At 36.5% G+C, this 17,934-nt stretch carries 14 protein-coding genes; all 14 read left to right on the forward strand.

Annotated elements, in window-relative coordinates:
• The first annotated feature begins 131 nt into the window (after window positions 1-131).
• The 14 genes from ACFOY7_RS10210 (at window position 132) to ACFOY7_RS10275 (ending at window position 17,924) form a co-directional block, all read left to right on the forward strand.
• Window positions 132-917, forward strand: a complete 786-nt coding sequence (locus ACFOY7_RS10210) for a sugar phosphate isomerase/epimerase family protein (protein WP_390251944.1) — start codon at window positions 132-134, stop codon at window positions 915-917.
• Window positions 918-938: 21 nt separating this feature from the next.
• Entirely contained in the window at window positions 939-2,102 is a 1,164-nt protein-coding gene (locus ACFOY7_RS10215; RefSeq protein ID WP_390251945.1) for a Gfo/Idh/MocA family protein, read from the forward strand.
• Window positions 2,083-2,208, forward strand: coding sequence for a hypothetical protein (locus ACFOY7_RS10220; RefSeq protein ID WP_390251946.1), 126 nt, complete (start codon window positions 2,083-2,085; stop codon window positions 2,206-2,208). The genes ACFOY7_RS10215 and ACFOY7_RS10220 overlap by 20 nt, the downstream gene beginning before the upstream one ends.
• Before the next feature lie 595 nt (window positions 2,209-2,803).
• The gene (locus tag ACFOY7_RS10225; RefSeq protein ID WP_390251947.1) at window positions 2,804-5,149 is read left to right on the forward strand and encodes a helix-turn-helix transcriptional regulator; all 2,346 of its coding nucleotides are present in this window, start codon (window positions 2,804-2,806) and stop codon (window positions 5,147-5,149) included.
• Between the two features lie 11 nt (window positions 5,150-5,160).
• Window positions 5,161-7,695 (forward strand): glycosylhydrolase-like jelly roll fold domain-containing protein, encoded by a 2,535-nt coding sequence (locus ACFOY7_RS10230; protein ID WP_390251948.1) that lies wholly within the window; start codon window positions 5,161-5,163, stop codon window positions 7,693-7,695.
• Complete coding sequence (locus ACFOY7_RS10235; RefSeq protein ID WP_390251949.1) at window positions 7,692-8,315, forward strand: rhamnogalacturonan acetylesterase; 624 nt, start codon at window positions 7,692-7,694, stop codon at window positions 8,313-8,315. Before ACFOY7_RS10230 ends, ACFOY7_RS10235 begins: the two co-directional genes overlap by 4 nt.
• Before the next feature lie 225 nt (window positions 8,316-8,540).
• A complete protein-coding gene (locus ACFOY7_RS10240) occupies window positions 8,541-11,108 on the forward strand; it encodes an exo-rhamnogalacturonan lyase family protein (protein ID WP_390251951.1) in 2,568 nt (855 codons plus the stop codon).
• Window positions 11,109-11,347: 239 nt separating this feature from the next.
• Window positions 11,348-12,883, forward strand: a complete 1,536-nt coding sequence (locus ACFOY7_RS10245; protein WP_390251952.1) for an extracellular solute-binding protein — start codon at window positions 11,348-11,350, stop codon at window positions 12,881-12,883.
• 163 nt (window positions 12,884-13,046) lie between these two features.
• On the forward strand, window positions 13,047-13,994 hold the full coding sequence (locus ACFOY7_RS10250) for an ABC transporter permease (protein WP_390251953.1): 948 nt from the start codon (window positions 13,047-13,049) through the stop codon (window positions 13,992-13,994).
• Window positions 13,995-14,030: 36 nt separating this feature from the next.
• A complete protein-coding gene (locus ACFOY7_RS10255) occupies window positions 14,031-14,909 on the forward strand; it encodes a carbohydrate ABC transporter permease (protein WP_390251954.1) in 879 nt (292 codons plus the stop codon).
• Window positions 14,910-15,074: 165 nt separating this feature from the next.
• On the forward strand, window positions 15,075-15,767 hold the full coding sequence (locus ACFOY7_RS10260; protein ID WP_390251955.1) for a DUF1961 family protein: 693 nt from the start codon (window positions 15,075-15,077) through the stop codon (window positions 15,765-15,767).
• A gap of 23 nt (window positions 15,768-15,790) precedes the next feature.
• The gene (locus ACFOY7_RS10265) at window positions 15,791-16,432 is read left to right on the forward strand and encodes a YesL family protein (protein WP_390251956.1); all 642 of its coding nucleotides are present in this window, start codon (window positions 15,791-15,793) and stop codon (window positions 16,430-16,432) included.
• Window positions 16,433-16,456: 24 nt separating this feature from the next.
• The gene (locus ACFOY7_RS10270; protein ID WP_390251957.1) at window positions 16,457-17,752 is read left to right on the forward strand and encodes a hypothetical protein; all 1,296 of its coding nucleotides are present in this window, start codon (window positions 16,457-16,459) and stop codon (window positions 17,750-17,752) included.
• Window positions 17,745-17,924 carry a hypothetical protein gene (locus ACFOY7_RS10275; protein WP_390251958.1) on the forward strand — a complete coding sequence of 60 codons (180 nt, stop codon included), beginning with the start codon at window positions 17,745-17,747 and terminating at the stop codon, window positions 17,922-17,924. Before ACFOY7_RS10270 ends, ACFOY7_RS10275 begins: the two co-directional genes overlap by 8 nt.
• The last annotated feature ends 10 nt before the right edge of the window (window positions 17,925-17,934 follow it).

A 17,934-nucleotide genomic window follows, 5' to 3' on the forward strand; every position in this document is an offset into this window, starting at 1 on the left:
TAATAGTAAATTCAGTTTTGTAATCGGTTACTTTATCTAAAAGGAAGGGTTACTCTGCCGGTTCTGGAAACAGAAATAAAAGCACATAAAGGTGATATTCTTTGTGTCTTCAAAAAAAGGAGAGGTTGTTAATGGAAAAAAAGTTTGCTGCACAGCTGTATACAGTGCGTGAAGAATTAAAAGGAGAGGGAATACGTCCAGTGTTCAGAAAATTGAAAGAGATGGGTTGGGCGGGTGTGCAAATTTCCGCATTGCCAAGTGGGTATGACCCGAATGAAGTCGCACTTGCTTTGCGAGAGAATCATTTAAATGCTGCAGGAATGCACATATCTTTAGAGCGCTTACAAACGGATTTGGATAATGTATTAAAAGAAGCGGATTTATATGGGACGAAAGATATAATCTGCCCTTTTCTATCGAATGATTTGCGAAATGAAGCTGGCTATCGTGAGGTTAAAAAGACGTTAAATAAGGTTGCAAAACAAGCGCCAGAGTATCGAATCAGCTACCATAACCATGCATTCGAGTTTGATAGTAAGATCGATGGGCAAGATGCATTAAGTTTTATACTTAACCCTGAAGATGACAATGAAATTCTAGCTGAAATAGATGTCTTTTGGGTGAAAAAAGGTGGGTATGATCCTGTTAAATTTATATCCAGTTACGAAAATCGGATGCCGATCATCCATTTGAAAGACATGACACCCGATGAACGCCAAACATTCGCGGAAGTGGGAGAAGGCGTTATTGATTTTATCTCCATCCTGGAATGGGGCGAAGCAAATGGTATCGAATGGTATGCGGTAGAGCAAGATTTCTGCGAACGTCACCCATATGATTGCTTACAAACAAGTTTAACTAATTTAAACAATCTGGTAAAGCAAGTTACAGTTAATCAAACGGGTAGGCAAAAATAAAAAATTTAGAGGTGAACATAAATGAGTGCAGTTAAAGTAGGAGTGATTGGTGTTGGGAATATGGGCCGCTCACATGCCAGAAAATTAAATCAAGGGAAAGTAAAAGGAGCTGTCTTAACAGCAGTGTGTGATGCTTCTGAACAACAGATTGAATGGGTGAAAAATAATATAACGGATGATATTGACCTTTATCAAGATGAAGACAGATTTTTAAATGAAGCTGACATTGATGCAATCATCATAGCTACACCACATTATTTTCACCCAACAACAGCAATGAAAGCATTTGACAAAGGGATTCATGTCATGCTGGAGAAACCTGCTGGTACGTATGCTAAGAATGTAAAAGAAATGAATGAGGCAGCAGCTGAAAGCGGTCTTGTTTTTAGTATGATGTATAACCAGCGTACACATCCATTATACCAAAAACTACGTAAAATGATTCATTCTGGCGAGTTGGGTGATATAAAACGAACAAATTGGATTATAACAGACTGGTATCGTTCACAAAGTTACTATGATTCAAGTGAATGGAGAGCAACATGGGATGGAGAAGGTGGAGGAGTCTTATTAAACCAGGCACCCCATCAACTGGACTTGTGGCAGTGGACAACAGGTTTAATGCCAAAGAAAGTTCATGCTTTTGTCAGTTTGGGTAAATATCATGATATTGAAGTCGAAGATGATGTCACTGCATATGTGGAATATGAAAATGGCGCAACAGGAGTCTTTATTACGTCAACAGGGGAAGCCCCTGGAACGAATCGGTTTGAAATTACAGGTGATAGAGGGAAAATTGTTGTGGAGAATAACAAACTGATTTTCTATCGCTTAACAGAATCTGAGCGCAAATTTAATGCAACAGATAAAACAGGTTTTGGCCGGCCAGAATGCTGGGAAATTGAAATCCCTGTTAAAGGTGATTATCCAGGTCATTTAGGTATACTTCAAAACTGGATGGATGCCATTCATAATGGCACTCCATTACTTGCTCCAGGAACGGAAGGAATTAAGGGATTAGAGATTTCTAATGCAATTTATCTATCTGCTTGGCTAGAGAAAACGGTCGAATTACCAGTAGACCCGGACCTGTATTTAGAAAATTTACAAGCGAAAATTAAGCAGTCAACCTTTCAAAAGAAAGAGATTGCGAATGTGACGCTAGATGTGGAGAAATCACACTAAAACAGAAAGGTTAACAACATCGGTTATCGAAAGAACATTACATCATGTAGTGTTCTTTCGATTTGATTATCGTAAACAAAGGATTGTCATGAGAGATTATTCGTGATTTAAAGGAAAGATGACCCAAACCAACATGAACATTTGTTACTGGCAAAAGCATTCTTCGATCAAATTGAAATGTCATTTTAATTTGTTTGTGAAAAGGAACAACTTATAAGTAAAATTCAGGAATATATAGAAGATCTTTGGCATTAAAAGGCTCCCTCAATGCCATTTAACGTAATAGTTGCGGTGCTTTTGGCATTAAAAGCGACGGTGTAAACAAATGGCATCTTGGCTCAGTCGTTCATATTCTTTTAATTGAAGCACAAGACACTTATTTCATAAAATAAGTGTGCTGAGCGCATATTTTGTTTTCTGCTACCATAAATTATACTGAATGTTAGCCGTCTGGTTACATCCCTTTTCTTATTCACCATTATTACTTGCAAAAAAGTGTTACATTCGCATAAAAGTACTTGAAAAAAATGATGAAATATAAATATATACAAAAAAATATCATTGCAGTAAAGATTTATAGAATATATAGTACCAGTATAGTCAGGGAGGTGATTATGAAATATAATATTCTTCAATTTTCCCCTCGCAAATTGTGAAAGTGCTTACATTTATGGTAAAATAATTTTTGTGAGGTGAAGAATATGAAAATTAAGCAAATAATTTCCAATATATTAAGTTGGTTTTCTTTTCGTTGGCAAAGTAATTATTTTAGAAAGAGTTTCTTATTAATTTTATTTATAACTTCTATTCCCGGTATTATCTCAGGTATTGCTATTTATACGATTGGTTTAAGTTCAACAGAAAACGAGCTGCACAAAGTTCATACAGATGAGATAGACGATCGTGCTCAAAATATTGATGTTCAATTTAGTTATTTAGAAGAATCACTTACTTATTGGGCTTATGAACCAACCTTTAATTACCAGCTAATTTCTACAGATTTTGTTTATGAATTTACAAAAACTAGAGATATTATGCAAAAATTACTGATTCTCGAAGGAAGCCAGCCTCTTATTAAAGAAGTTGACTTATATGTAGAAACAGAAAATGGTCCTATAATGTTCTCACCTTATATTGAGTATATATCTGATGAAAGTGAACAAGAAGGATATCATTCATTAATAGAAAATTCAAAACATATTACATGGGACCATTCAGATAAATTCCATGAATATACGAACTATTCTAGCAACTTAATTCTGATTCATCAAATACCAGGAGTAATCAACAATCCTTTTGGAGCGATTGTTGTGACAATTGACCAGGAAAGCCTTGGCCGTACATTAGAAACATTAACACCATACAGTAATGGTGTTACTTTATTACTGAATGAAAATAATGAGTTGCTTTTCACAACCGAAAGTACTAAAGAAAGTGGATTTACGAAAGAATTACTTTCCGCATTTTTAAAAAATAATAAAGAAGATCGTTCGTTTCAATTAGACTGGGATGACAAAACATACTCTGTCTCTTATGGCTCATTTGACCGGGTTGGCTCTGAATGGACGTATGTTTCTGCTGCACCAATATCGGCAATTACAACACCGATTATTAATATATCAAAAGTAATATTAATTGCTAGTTTGCTTGTATTAGGCTTGGCGTTTTTCCTGACATGGTTTGCATCAAACCGTTTGTATAAACCGGTTAAAAATCTTGCGAGCAGTTTTACCCCTGCAGACAGTTCACCATCAAAAGGCGCAAAAGATGAATTTAAACAAATCCGTGATCAACTGGATTCATTGACTTTTGAAAGAGAGCAATTAGAAAAACGGATTAGCAACCAGATCCCGCAACTTAGACAGAACTTTCTGATTCAGTTAACAAAAGGTTATTTATATGACTTTGACGAGCAAGCATTAAAGAGGAGAATGGAGAATTACCGCTGGAAAGTAAATGATCATTCCTTTGTTCTGTTAGATATTCAATTGACTGGTGGTATTAGTAATCGTAAAAGGACATACGAAGATGATAGTTTGGTTGCATTTGCCATGGCGAATATTGCAGAAGATGTTACAAAAAAATATGTTGATCAATATACGGTTCTAAATCAGTATGACATGACGGCTAGTATTTTTTTAATCGTTCCTAATGATATTGGTAATCTGACAGATCTTTTGAATCAATTAGCGGAAGATATTACAACAGCGATTAATCGAATATTATCAAATTATGTCACCATAACAATCAGCTCAAATACACCCAAAATAAAGGACATTTATACCCTTTTTGAAGAAATTGGCAGAGCAAAGAGATATAGAGACTTTAATAATCAGAATCAGGTACTTATGCTTAATGAAGTTGAAAAGGAAGTAACAGGGCAAAGATTATTCTATCCTTTTGAAACAGAAAAGGAAATTGTACAGAGCATACGTAGAGGTAAGATCAACGAATCAGAGGAGTTGTTGCGTCAATTCTTCGATGAATTGCTGACAGACAGTACAAAAGAAGTTAGTGTCCATGCTGGAATGATGCAGTTATACAGTACTATTCAACACGAAATATTGTTGTCAGGTGTTGATCCGGTAGTCTTATATAATGGGCGGAATATGTATGAAGAGTTATCACAACTGCGTGAAATTGAGTGGGTAGTGAAATGGCTAATTGATCAAGTGATTGAGCCATATATTAATTTTTTGGAAGAAAATACGAACATGGAAATGAAAATGGCTGTAGATAAAGTAGTCTCCTATATAGAAGAACATTATATGGAGGATATTTCACTGGAAAGCTGTGCGGAATATGTTGACATTACGCCATATACCTTAAGTAAGGCTTTTAAGAAAATTCATGGGGTTAATTTTATTGATTACTTAACAACGATAAGAATGGACAAGGCAAAAGAGTTGTTATTACAAACGGATATGAAAATTAATGAGATTTCAGAAAAGGTTGGCTACAGGCATAGCTATTTTAACAGAATATTCAAAAAGCATGTAGGTCTGCCGCCCAGTCAATATCGAAAAATGAGAGCAAGTAATTCTTAGGGGGAATAAAAATGGATACAATATATCAACAATTTCTTAATCCTGGATCCGAATTTTCACCAATGCCGTTTTGGTTTTGGAACGACAGGCTTGATAAAGATACCTTACGATCACAAATAGATGATTTCCGATCAAAGGGTGTAGAGGGTTTTGTATTACACCCGCGAATGGGCATCCCGAAAGAAACAGAATATTTATCCGATGAATTCATGGAGTTTGTAAAATTTGCTGTAGAAGAAGCCCATAAGCGAAAAATGCATGTTATTTTATATGATGAAGCGATGTATCCGTCCGGTGCAGCAAATGGAAAAGTAGTGAAGGAGAATGACAAGTTTGCTAGCAGGGGGTTGTATGCAACGAAAATAGATAAACTTCCTCATACTGTAGAGATTCCCTTAGATAAGGATGATCGAATAGTTGCTGTTTACTTAGCAAAAAAAGATCCAGAAACTGAGTTTGATCCCAATCAAATAAGTTGCATCTATCCATTAAATGCGCAAATTATCCAAATGGCTGATGATAATGCGATAATTCCTCAAAAAGAAATAGACCAGTTTTTTGAAGCCAAAGAACGTGACAAAGGTGATTATGCTTGTATTGTGTTAAAAGAAAGCTATACGAAGGGAACGATACGAGGAATACATACCAATCAGGATGATGGGCAGGAAGAAGCCCCGCGCTCTGCAGATTTGTTAAATCCAGAAGCTGTTCAAACTTTTATTCAATTAACTCATGACAGATATAAAGAAGCTGTCGGTCAGTATTTTGGTGAAACTATTTTTGCCATGTTTACCGATGAACCTGATATAACCGGTCGAAATGCTAAACCAGGATGTGTTGCATGGACAAACAACTTTGAACAATTTATCTATCAGGCAGGTTTGCGTGTGGAAGATCTCCCTGGTTTATTTTATAACATTGGTGATAAAACGGCACATATTCGCCAAACTTATTCAAAAATTATTAATAAACGAATGTTGGAAACATACTACATACCTATAGCAGAGTGGTGTAACAATAATAATCTCTTCTTAACAGGTCATCCAGCAAAAAGTGATGATATTGGTTTGCTGGAACCATTTACAATTCCGGGGCAGGATGTTGTTTGGAGATGGGTGGCACCAGAAGATGAAAAAGATCTAGCAGGTGAACACTCAACAGCTGGAAAATGTGGGGCAGATGCAGCTAGACATTACGAGCGTCGCCGAAATTTAAATGAATACTTAGGTGTATGCGGAATTGATAATAGTTGGAACCTATCTGCCTCTGATATGAAATGGTATACGGATTGGCTTGCGGTTAGAGGGGTAAATCTATTTTGTCCCCATGCATTCTATTATTCTGTAGATGGTAAGGTGAGAAGTCATGAACGTCCACCAGATGTAGGACCGAATAATGTATGGTGGCCATATTACAACTATTTCAGCACATATATCAAAAGAGTAAGCTGGTTAATGACAGATAGTATTAATAAGGCAGAAATTGGAATATTAGCCTTAAATGACCGCTTACCATGGAAATTAGCCAAATATTTATATCAACATCAAGTGGAATTCAATTATGTGCATGAAGCCTTGTTTGTTAACCGCCAAGTACGAATAAAAGATAATCGCATCATTGCAGGTAAGCAAGCGTACCAAGCCCTGGTAGTGGATGAAATAGAACTATCGGAATTCCATCCAACAATAATACAGCAATTGAACGAATTTATTTTACAAGGTGGAAAAATATATATAATCACATCAAATAAAAAAGAAGAAATAGATGGGGCGGTTTATATTCTGCCAAATGATATATCATCATATCAAAAGAACTTCTTACAATATCGATACGCAGAATTATCCAAAGATAGTAAGGACATTCGAATTTCAAAGGTAGAAAAGTTCAATCGAATCTATTATTTTCTAACAAATGAAGGTGAGACAGCTTACAATGGGGTGATAAAATTCTTTGCTGACCAGCCTGCAGAACAATGGGATCCATGGTCAGGGTCGCGACGGCCGTTAGCTAAAAAGGAGGATGGAACGTACCTCCTTGAACTTCCTTATCGTGAATCAGTAATTTTGTCAGCGGAGACTACAGAAGATTGGCAGAAAAACTATTTTCCTGCAGATACTACGAAAGTTATGGAGATAAATCCGATTTTACAACTGACCAACATATCTAAACATGATTGGGGCAGGGAATCTTTAATTGATTGGACTACATGTGAAGAGTTAAAACATTATTCCGGAACCATTACCTACTATTTTACTTTTGACTATCGAGGTGAAAAGGTAGATGCAGTAACCGTTGATTTAGGTGAGGTTTATGAAATAGCAGAGGTTTCTCTTAATTCAGAAGAACCAGGAGTGAAAATGTGGGCACCTTATCAGCTTCATTTTTCAGGTGACAGCTTACTTAAAGGAGAGAATAGAATCACTGTTCGTGTTACTAATAATAGTGCAAATAAAATGGATAAACAGGTACTACCGTCTGGCTTAATTGGACCAGTTAAAATATATATGGATTCAACCATTCTATTTAGTAAAGGGGTGATGATATGACACGATTATTTCTAGCAAGTGATTCTACATGTCAGAGTTATAGTGAAGAAAATGCTCCTCAAGCAGGTTGGGGGCAATTTATACAAGATTACCTGGCTAATTGTACTGTTTTTAATCATGCAATAGGCGGGAGAAGTTCCAAGTCCTTTATTGAAGAAGGAAGATTAGGTGAAATAGAAGAATCACTACAAGAAGGGGATTACCTTCTCGTCCAAATGGGTCATAATGATTCAACGAAAGAGAAGCCGGAAAGATATACAGAACCGTATAAAGAGTATAAACAATATCTAAAGCAATATATTATAATTGCAAGAAAAAGACGAGCAATACCAATATTAATTACACCCGTTGCTCGTTTACATTATGTATCTGGTGAATTTCTGGCAGACTTTGGTGATTATTGTAATGCAATGAAAGAGGTTGGAGAAGAAGAACAGTGTTCACTAATTGACTTAATGAATCTATCCATTAACCATTTAACTGAAATCGGAATCAAAGAAGCAACCACCTATTATATGGTTGAGGTTAATGGAAAGGACCATACACATTTTACTGAAAAAGGTGCCAATCAAATAGCGAAACTTTTAGCAGAACCATTACGAGCATTGATTAATAATTGAATAGACTAATAACTAAAGTAATAATTAAAAGCCGAATGATGCTTGAGTAGATATCGCACTTATGCCGTTAGGTGAAAGTGATGTATTTTGACGGAGCGATAATAGAATCACATTTCAGTAAACAAATAATCCGGACTGATTCAAGAGAATCGTTCGGATTATTATATGAATTAATTACTTTTATCTCAGTACTCGTATCCATAAAAAAAGAAAGGATGAAAAGCAATGAAAGTTGATGTTAAATGGTTAGATAATCAGCCCAACTTCCTGACTAATGTTACATGGGGAGTACCTTGGCCTAAGGGGGAAATAGACCGGAACCTGAATATTTCATTATTGAATGAAGAAAAACAATCGATACCAATGCAAACATGGCCACTTGCCTATTGGCCTGATGGGAGTGTGAAATGGACTGCCCATTCTGCCAACTTAAATCAGGAACGAGCATTGCAACTTTCCGCCGACGGGGTGCCTGCTGCCGAAACGGATGGACTCGTTATTGAGGATAAAGAAGACAGAATAAATGTCCATAATAAAATAGTCACCTGTGCCATTTATAAAAAAGGAGAGACATTATTTGATTTAAAGAGAGATGTACAAACATATCAAGCCAATTTAGAAGCAATAATTGAAGAAAGAACGGAAAATAGTGAGAAAACTGTGATTAATCAAACAACAGCGATAGGCAAGATTGAAAATGTGGTGATTGAGAATAAAGGTAATATACGAGCAGCTATAAAGATAGAAGGGGCCCATTATAATCTAGACGGCCAACGGTTTCTGCCATTTATCATCAGATTATGTTTTTATCAAGACATACCAGATGTAAAAATAATACATACACTGATCTCCGATAGGGAACCTGCCCATTATTTTATAAAAGGAATAGGATTAAAATTACAAACCAGCTATACAGGGGATCCTTGGAACAGACATGTACAATTTGCGGGGGATAAAGGTGTATACAGCGAACCTGGCCAGCTAATTTTGACGAGAAGATACCAAAATGCAGATGGGCTATTTAATAAACAAATCGAGAATCAAAACATTAATCTGGATGAGACACCTGAAGTAAAGAAATATGTGATAGAAAATGCAACATGGAATGATTTCAAAATTATTCAAGATAGTGCGGTTCATTATAAAGTGGTGAAACGAAGAGAAAAAAATAATTCATGGGTGGAAGTTTTACATGGCAATCGCTCGAATGGTGTGGTATATGCAGGTGGTGTAGATGGTGGTATAGCTATTGGACAGAAGAAATTCTGGGAAAAGTTCCCGAGTTCTCTGGAAGTATGTGATTTAAATAAGGAAACATCTTTACTAACGATATGGTTATGGTCACCTGATTGTGAAGCAATGGATCTTCGTCATTACAGTAATGAAACACATGTACCAAGTGCGTATGAAGGGTTTGAAGAAATGCGGGCAACACCTGTAGGAATTGCCAACACGAATGAATTATTTTTATCCTTGTATTCATCCACACCAGATTCTGATCAATTATTTCAAAAAGTGCAGGACTGGCAAAATAATAATTTACTAGTCTGTGAACCTGCTTATTACAATAGAACGAAAGCAACTGGAATCTGGAGTCTGCCAAATAGAACAAATGAGTTAACTAACTTTCTGGAAACACAGCTTGAAAAAGCCATACAATTTTATCAGCAGGAAATTGACCAAAGAAGTTGGTACGGATTCTGGAATTATGGTGATGTGATGCATACCTATGACCCGGTTAGACATCAATGGCGTTATGATCTAGGTGGTTTTGCTTGGCAAAATACTGAATTGGTACCGAATATTTGGTTATGGTATTCCTTTCTTCGTACAGGAGATGGTCAGGTTTATGAAATGGCTGAAGCAATGACTAGACATACAAGTGAAGTGGATTGTTACCATATTGGTGAATATAAAGGATTAGGTTCACGGCATAATGTTTCCCATTGGGGTTGTGGTTGCAAAGAAGCACGTATTAGTATGGCAAATCTGTATAAAATTTATTATTATCTAACGGCCGATGAACGAACCGGAGAGATTTTAACCAATTTTAAAGATGCTGATAGATCAACTGTGCACTTAGATCCGATGCGTGAGTTCTATCCAAAAGATGAGTTTCCAACACATACAAGAGTTGGTCCGGATTGGGCGGCATTCAGTTCAAACTGGTTATGTGAGTGGGAGCGTACAGAAGATCATAGTTACTTGGAAAAAATAGTAACAGGTATCGAAGATTTAAAGAAAATGCCATACCGTCTACTCTCAGGCCCAACATATGGCTATGATCCCCAAACATCCCATCTTCACCATATGGGTGATGGGAATGATGGCGGCTATCATATGGTTATTGCATTTGGGGCACCACAGGTTTGGATGGAACTTGCAGAATTACTGGATGATGAAGAATGGAAAGAGATGATTGCTGAATTTGGCGAATTTTATGCATTGTCTGATAGAGAAAAACGTTATAGAAGTAATGGAATACTTCATAATAAAATGTTTAATTGGCCAATGTTTTCAGCGGCAATGGTTGCATATGCAGCAAGGAAGAAAAACGATCAAAAGTTGGCAGAAACAGCATGGAATTTATTACTTGATCCTAAGTACAGTTATACACCTCTTCCAATTCAATCACAAACAGTGACAAGCTGGAAGACATTAAATGAGATTCCATGGATTACAACTAACACTATTTCGCAATGGTCTCTAAATGTGATGGTATGTCTTGAATTACTAAAGGATTTACCGCCGGAAAAGCAATTGCAAAAAAGTATTAATCAGAAAATAAAATGATAAACAAAACAGAGAGCCCCTTGCTAACTATGAGTTGAGCCTGTGATAACCTCGTATACAAAAATTGAATATTGAAAGAAAAATGTAAGCGTTTTATATTAAGTTTACCGGCAACACAATGGTGACTTTTCATACGATTAGAAATTTGCAGCGAAGGGAGGCTTGATTTTATTCTTATTTCTTTGAAAAGGAACAAGTGATTGTCAGTTTATGAAAGATAATTTAAGGAGGGTCACAAGATGAACACAAAGTTTCTTCGTTATTTATTTATGGCATTATTGGTAATTGGAATTATTGCAGTGACTGGGTGCAGTAGTGATAGTGATACAGCTAGTAATGAAGGTGATGGGGAATCAGGTGGGGATTCTGGTAATTCTGAAGAGAAGTTGGATTTGCGTATCTTTGTTCCAACATTTGAAACAGAGCCGCCAACAGATGACAGCCCTGTGCTAAAAGCAATTGAGGAATACACAAATACAGATATAACAATGGAATGGGCACCAAACAGTAACTTGGATGATAAGTTTAACATCACTTTATCATCAGGTGATTTGCCGCATATTATGTATGTTCCAAGTAAATCCCCAAGTTTTATTAGTGCAGTGGAAGATGGGGCATTCTGGGAAGTTGGCCCATACTTGAAAGATTATCCGAATTTAAGTCAGGCAAATGAAATCATTTTAAATAACAGCTCGATTAATGGGGAAATTTATGGAGTTTATCGTTCACGTGATTTAGGGCGAAATGGTGTCATTATCCGTAAAGACTGGTTAGAAAATTTAGGGTTAGAAGAGCCAAAAACAATAGATGAATTCTACAACATGTTGAAAGCCTTCAAAGAAGAAGACCCTGATGGGAATGGACAAGACGATACGTACGGGATGGTTGTATCTAAATATGAAGGTCCATGGGATATTATGCAAACATGGTTCGGTGTACCGAATAGATGGGGCGAAGATGAAAACGGAGAGTTATATCCATTCTTTATGGATGACAACTATTTAGATGCATTAAATTTCTTTAAGAAATTGTATGACGAAGGGCTTGTAAACGAAGACTTTGCTGTAATGGATCCTGCAAAATGGTCAGAACCTGTAATATCCGGAGAAGCTGGGGTACAGGTAAACGTATTGGATGAGGGTCACAGAATTCAGGAAAAGATAATTGATGCGGAACCTGAAAATACGGATCCAATTACAGTTATAAAAGCGGTAGAAGGTCCAACGGGGTTACACAATTTACCGACATCTGGTTATTCAGGTATGCTCGCTGTATCAAAAACTGCAGTAAAGTCAGAGGAAGAATTGAAGCGAGTGCTTGACTTTCTTGACAAAATGAATGATGAAGAAATGCAAATTCTTGCAGAAAACGGTTTTGAAGGGACCCATTATGAAATTGTAGATGGTGAATATCAATCCAAATTAGAAGATGATGCAGGATTGAAATCCGAAATTGCAGGATTTAATCAAATGTTAATGTATCTTCCAGAAGCGAAATCGCTTTCGGCAGATTCATCCCCATTACGTCAGCTGGAAGCACAATTAAAGATTGAAAATGAAGATATTGTTGTACCTAACCCGGCAGAATCGTATATTTCAGAAGTATACTCGAAAAAAGGCCAGCAATTAGACAATATTATTATTGATGCACGAATTAAATATATCGTTGGGCAAATTGATGAAGCTGGTCTTGAAGAAGCTGTAGAACTATGGAAGAAATCTGGCGGTACAGACTATATTGAGGAAATCAACCAATTACATCAAGAAGCACAATAATTGGAAATGAAAAAATGTAAAAAGCAGGTGATTACCTGCTTTTTACTTCAAATGAAATACTATTTTCTCTCAGGGAGAATGAATATAAAGCGCTATTTTGCCCGTATGGTTCATTACCGAGTTATCAGGGTTACCAACATCATTTAAGTTAAGAGGGGATTCGATGGAAAATGTACACGAAGGCAAACTAAACAGTACTGTAAAGAAGAAAAGTAAATGGAATCAGATATTAAAAGAAAAATGGCTTTACTTTATGGTTTTGCCAGGCTTAGCTTATTTCATTATTTTCAAATATATTCCGATGTGGGGAATTGTTATTGCTTTTCAGGATTATTCACCTTTTCTTGGAGTGTTCAGAAGTGATTGGGTAGGGTTTGAGCATTTTCAGTATTTCTTTTCTAATCCTGACTTTTTAAGATTATTAAGAAATACCTTCATATTAGCTTTATATGATCTAGTCTTCTTCTTTCCGGCACCAATTATTCTATCATTACTTCTTAATGAGATTAGACTGAGTTTCTATAAACGTACACTTCAAACATTGGTATATGTACCACACTTTATGTCATGGGTAATTATTGCAAGTATCAGCTATGTGTTCTTAACAACTAGCGGTGGTGTAGTAAACGAATTACTTTCCAGTTTAATAGGAAAAGAAATAAATTTCTTGTCTAGTCCCGATTGGTTCAGACCGATGATTATTGGACAAATCATATGGAAAGAGACAGGCTGGGGTACGGTCATTTTCCTGGCAGCGTTAGCAAGTGTAGATCAAGAGCAATATGAGGCAGCAATTGTTGACGGAGCAGGACGTTTACGCAGATTGTGGCATGTAACATTACCAGCTTTACGTAGTACAATTGTTATTTTATTAATTTTAAGACTTGGTAATTTCCTTGATACAGGTTTCCAGCAAATCTACTTAATGTCAAATTCGCTGAACCGAAGTGTAGCAGATGTCTTTGATACGTATGTCTACTTTGTCGGGATTACCGAAGGGGCATTTAGTTACAGTACAGCTGTTGGTCTGTTTAAGTCAGTTGTCGGCATTGTTCTAATTGTTGGTGCTGACAGATTAGCGAAAAGATTAGGTCAGGGCGGACTTTTCTAATCAAGTAAAACGCACAGCATAAAAGGAGGTTTTTATATGCATCGAATGCATAATACAGCAGCAGGTCGAGTATTTGATGTTTTTAATCATATTTTTTTAACGGTTGTCGGACTCGTTACCGTTATCCCGTTTTTATACGTTGTAGCTGGATCATTTGCATCAGAAACAGAGCTGGCAACCAGATCCTTTTTCTTATTTCCAAATGACTTTACGACAGCTGCCTATGATTATATATTTTCAACCAATGCAGTAATCCGGAGTCTAGGAGTTTCCATCATTGTAACAGTACTAGGTACGACAGTCAGTATGATATTAACCCTGACTATGGCATATCCACTTTCAAGACCCAGTATGGTTGGAAGGAACTTAATTCTGAATCTGGTCCTTTTCTCGATGCTCTTTGGCGGCGGGATGATTCCGACATATTTACTTGTAAAAAGTTTAGGTCTCTTAGATTCGATATGGGCATTAATATTACCACTGGCAATTAATCCATTTAACTTAATCATTGTGAAAACATTCTTTCAGCAATTACCGAAAGAATTAGAAGATGCATCAAAAATAGATGGATGTACCGAATTCCAAACATTTTGGCGCGTAATGCTGCCATTGTCCAAACCAGTTATCGCAACTTTCACATTGTTCTATGCCGTTTTTTATTGGAATGACTTTTTCCAGGCATTACTTTACCTAACAGATACAACAAAATGGCCAATTCAATTACTGCTTCAACAATTAGTTATGGTAGCGAATTCTGGTATCGGTGATCTGCAAGAGGCGCAATTATATGAGCCGCCGGAAGAATCGGTGAAGTTAGCTGTTATCGTTATTGCAACGATTCCAATTTTATTATTCTATCCATTTTTACAAAAGCATTTTGCTAAAGGTGTCATGTTAGGTTCAGTGAAAGGATAGAAGGTGATGGATATATACTTGCTTAGGCAGAAGTACAACAATAGCTTTTAGAAAATCTTCTGCCTGAGATCATAAAAGGTAAAAACAAATGATTATCACTAATGGTAGTTGTTTGTTTACATCTTTTTTCAGACTGATTTTTACTATCTTTTAGGAGGTTAGAATATGAGGGGGTTATCTTTCACAGCTGGTGAAACAATTTATGAAAATGCCTTAACTGGTGAAGAATCAGTGAAAGATTGGAGGAGAGAAGGCGAAGTCGTAACAAGAACCTGGGAAAATAAATTATTGCTGGAAAACAAATTAGACCCTGATGAGCATGGTGACCATGCCCACTGGGTTTTATGGTGTCCTGCAGATGTTCCGGATAAAGTAATTATAGAGTGGGAATATTATCCAATTAAAGAACCAGGACTTTGCATGCTTTTCTTCGCTGCAAAAGGAAGAAATGGAGAAGATTTATTTGACAAGTCTTTACCTGAACGAACAGGTTACTATCCTCACTATCATTCTGGGGCAATAAATGCATTGCATTTATCTTATTTTCGTCATAAGCACCCAGATGAACGTGCATTTCGAACTTGCAATCTTCGGAAAAGTTACGGATTTCATTTGGTTACACAAGCGGCTGATCCACTTCCTCCTGTTGAGGATGCGATTTCCCCTTATCAGATGAAATTAATTAAGTACAATCAATTTGTTCAATTTTCGATCAATGATTTGCCTATTCTTGAATGGACAGATGATGGAAAAAGTTATGGATCGGTATTGCATGGCGGGAGAATTGGTTTTAGGCAAATGGCACCAATGGTCGCTGCTTATGCCAATTTTTCAGTTAAAAAAGCGATTAAAAACTAGTTATTAAAAGGTGGTGGAAGATTATGCTTGGGGATGGATATATTAGTAAATTTTATTATTTTGGAGAGACAGTTTTCCTATTATTATATGTAAACTTTTTGTGGGTTTGCTTTACACTTGCTGGTTTAGTTGTTTTCGGGATCGGACCAAGTACTGTCGCGATGTTCACCATATTCCGGAAATGGTCAATGGACGAGGATGGTATTCGCGTATTTCAACTTTTCTGGAAGACGTACAAAAAAGAGTTTCGTCGTGCAAATGTTATTGGGATTCTTTTGCTTTTATTCGGCTATATGTTATATGTTAATTTAAATTTTTTAGAACTTAGAAGTGAGGGGCTCCAACAGTTAATGAAAACCCTATTAATCATTACAACTGTAGTATATGGTATTATGCTTATTTATATTTTTCCTATGTATGTTCATTATGAAAATAAACTGTTTGTGTATTTAAAAAATGCGATCCTCATTGCCGTATATTCTCCAATCAGGACCATTTATCTGATTGCGGCATGTTTAACATTATATTATTTGTATTTTGTTCTTCCGGTTTTTATATTTTTCTTTGGTGCCAGTTTAACTAGTTTAGTTATCATGTGGATAACATATCGGACTTTTTTGCGTCTGGAGCTGAGACAAGAGAAATTACAGGAAAGTGAAGTTTAGGGTAAATAGAGGGGGAGATAATTAATGACCATGGAAAATAAAGAGGTATCAGTTTGGGCAGAACCAGTTTTATTAGGAAAAGTGGATATAACAAAAGCGGGGAAAAACTGCAAAATGTTTCTTGGGGATTTAACTGGAGATGGAAGGTTAGATATTCTAATGGTTCAACCAGATGGGGGAATTGATGATAGATATGTACCCCATCAAGTGGAAGCGATGACTGCATTTGATTTAGAAGGGAATGTCTTATGGCAGATCGGCACACCCAGTGAAGAACCAGGTGGTCCCGGCAGCGATTATCCAGTCCAGATATATGACATTGATGGTGATGGAAAGAATGAAGTGCTCAGTATTATGGATAAAACATTCCACATTATTGATGGAGAGACAGGCAGTATACAGAGGAAATGTCCACTGCCAGCTGATGAAGCACATGATTGTATCATTATCACAAACCTGTCAGGAAATGATTTTCCAAGTGATATAATTTTAAAAGATCGGTATCAACAAATGTGGGCAATGAATAATGAATGGGATTTGCTATGGACGCATAAAGGAAATATCGGTCATTTCCCATGGGTTTTTGATTTTAATGGCGATGGCAAGGATGAAGTGATGGCAGGATATGACTTTCTTAGCTCTGATGGAACGGTCTTATGGTCTTGTAAAGATCTTGATGATCATGCAGATTGTATATGGGCAGGCAAGGTCCAACCAGACGCTGAGGATTATCAGCTCGTTATTGGGGGGAGTGTGACGGTTTTATATGATTGGGAGGGAAAAGAGTTATGGCGATACAATGGTTCAATCGAATCTCAGCATGTTTGTTTAGGGAAATTTCGGGATGATTTACCAGGTCTACAGATTGCTGGACTTGATCGAATAATTCGTGGTTCAATCTATTCAGATGGGCAAGATGGGATCTTTTTGTTAGATGGAAGTGGGAAAGAAGTTTGGAAGGAAAATAGGGAAACAGGAGGTTGGTTAACGATTATTGACACAATCAATAATTGGGACAATAATGACCTTGATTATATAATTGCGTACAGACGTGGCGGTAATATATTTCCATCAATATATGATGGTTATCAAAATGTAATTACTACTTTCCCGGTAGACGGATATGTGGCTTTTGGTGATTTAATTGGAAGTAATCAAAATCAGGTAATTGTATATGATCAGCAAAATGCTTATTTATATGCTAGCAGCAACATAGATATAACAGTGAAAAGCGGAATCACTCAAATACAGTGTAAAAGGTTATATTCCAATACGCTTTATCCAGGAGGAGAGTATACTGCTCGAAATGGAAATGATTAAGTTATTAATTTTTGGCATACCTCTCTCTATGTCCATTTCCCAAATATCTGCTGTATTTGAAGTGGAAGCAGAGCATTTGGCCCAACCATTTATCAGGAATCAATTAAAGGTGGCAGTATCATTTCTAATGATACTGCCACCTTTAAATTTAAATATGTTTACCGAACGCTGATTTGAAGGAA

It is taken from the genome of Gracilibacillus xinjiangensis (assembly GCF_042651765.1).
Classification (GTDB): domain Bacteria; phylum Bacillota; class Bacilli; order Bacillales; family Amphibacillaceae; genus Gracilibacillus; species Gracilibacillus xinjiangensis.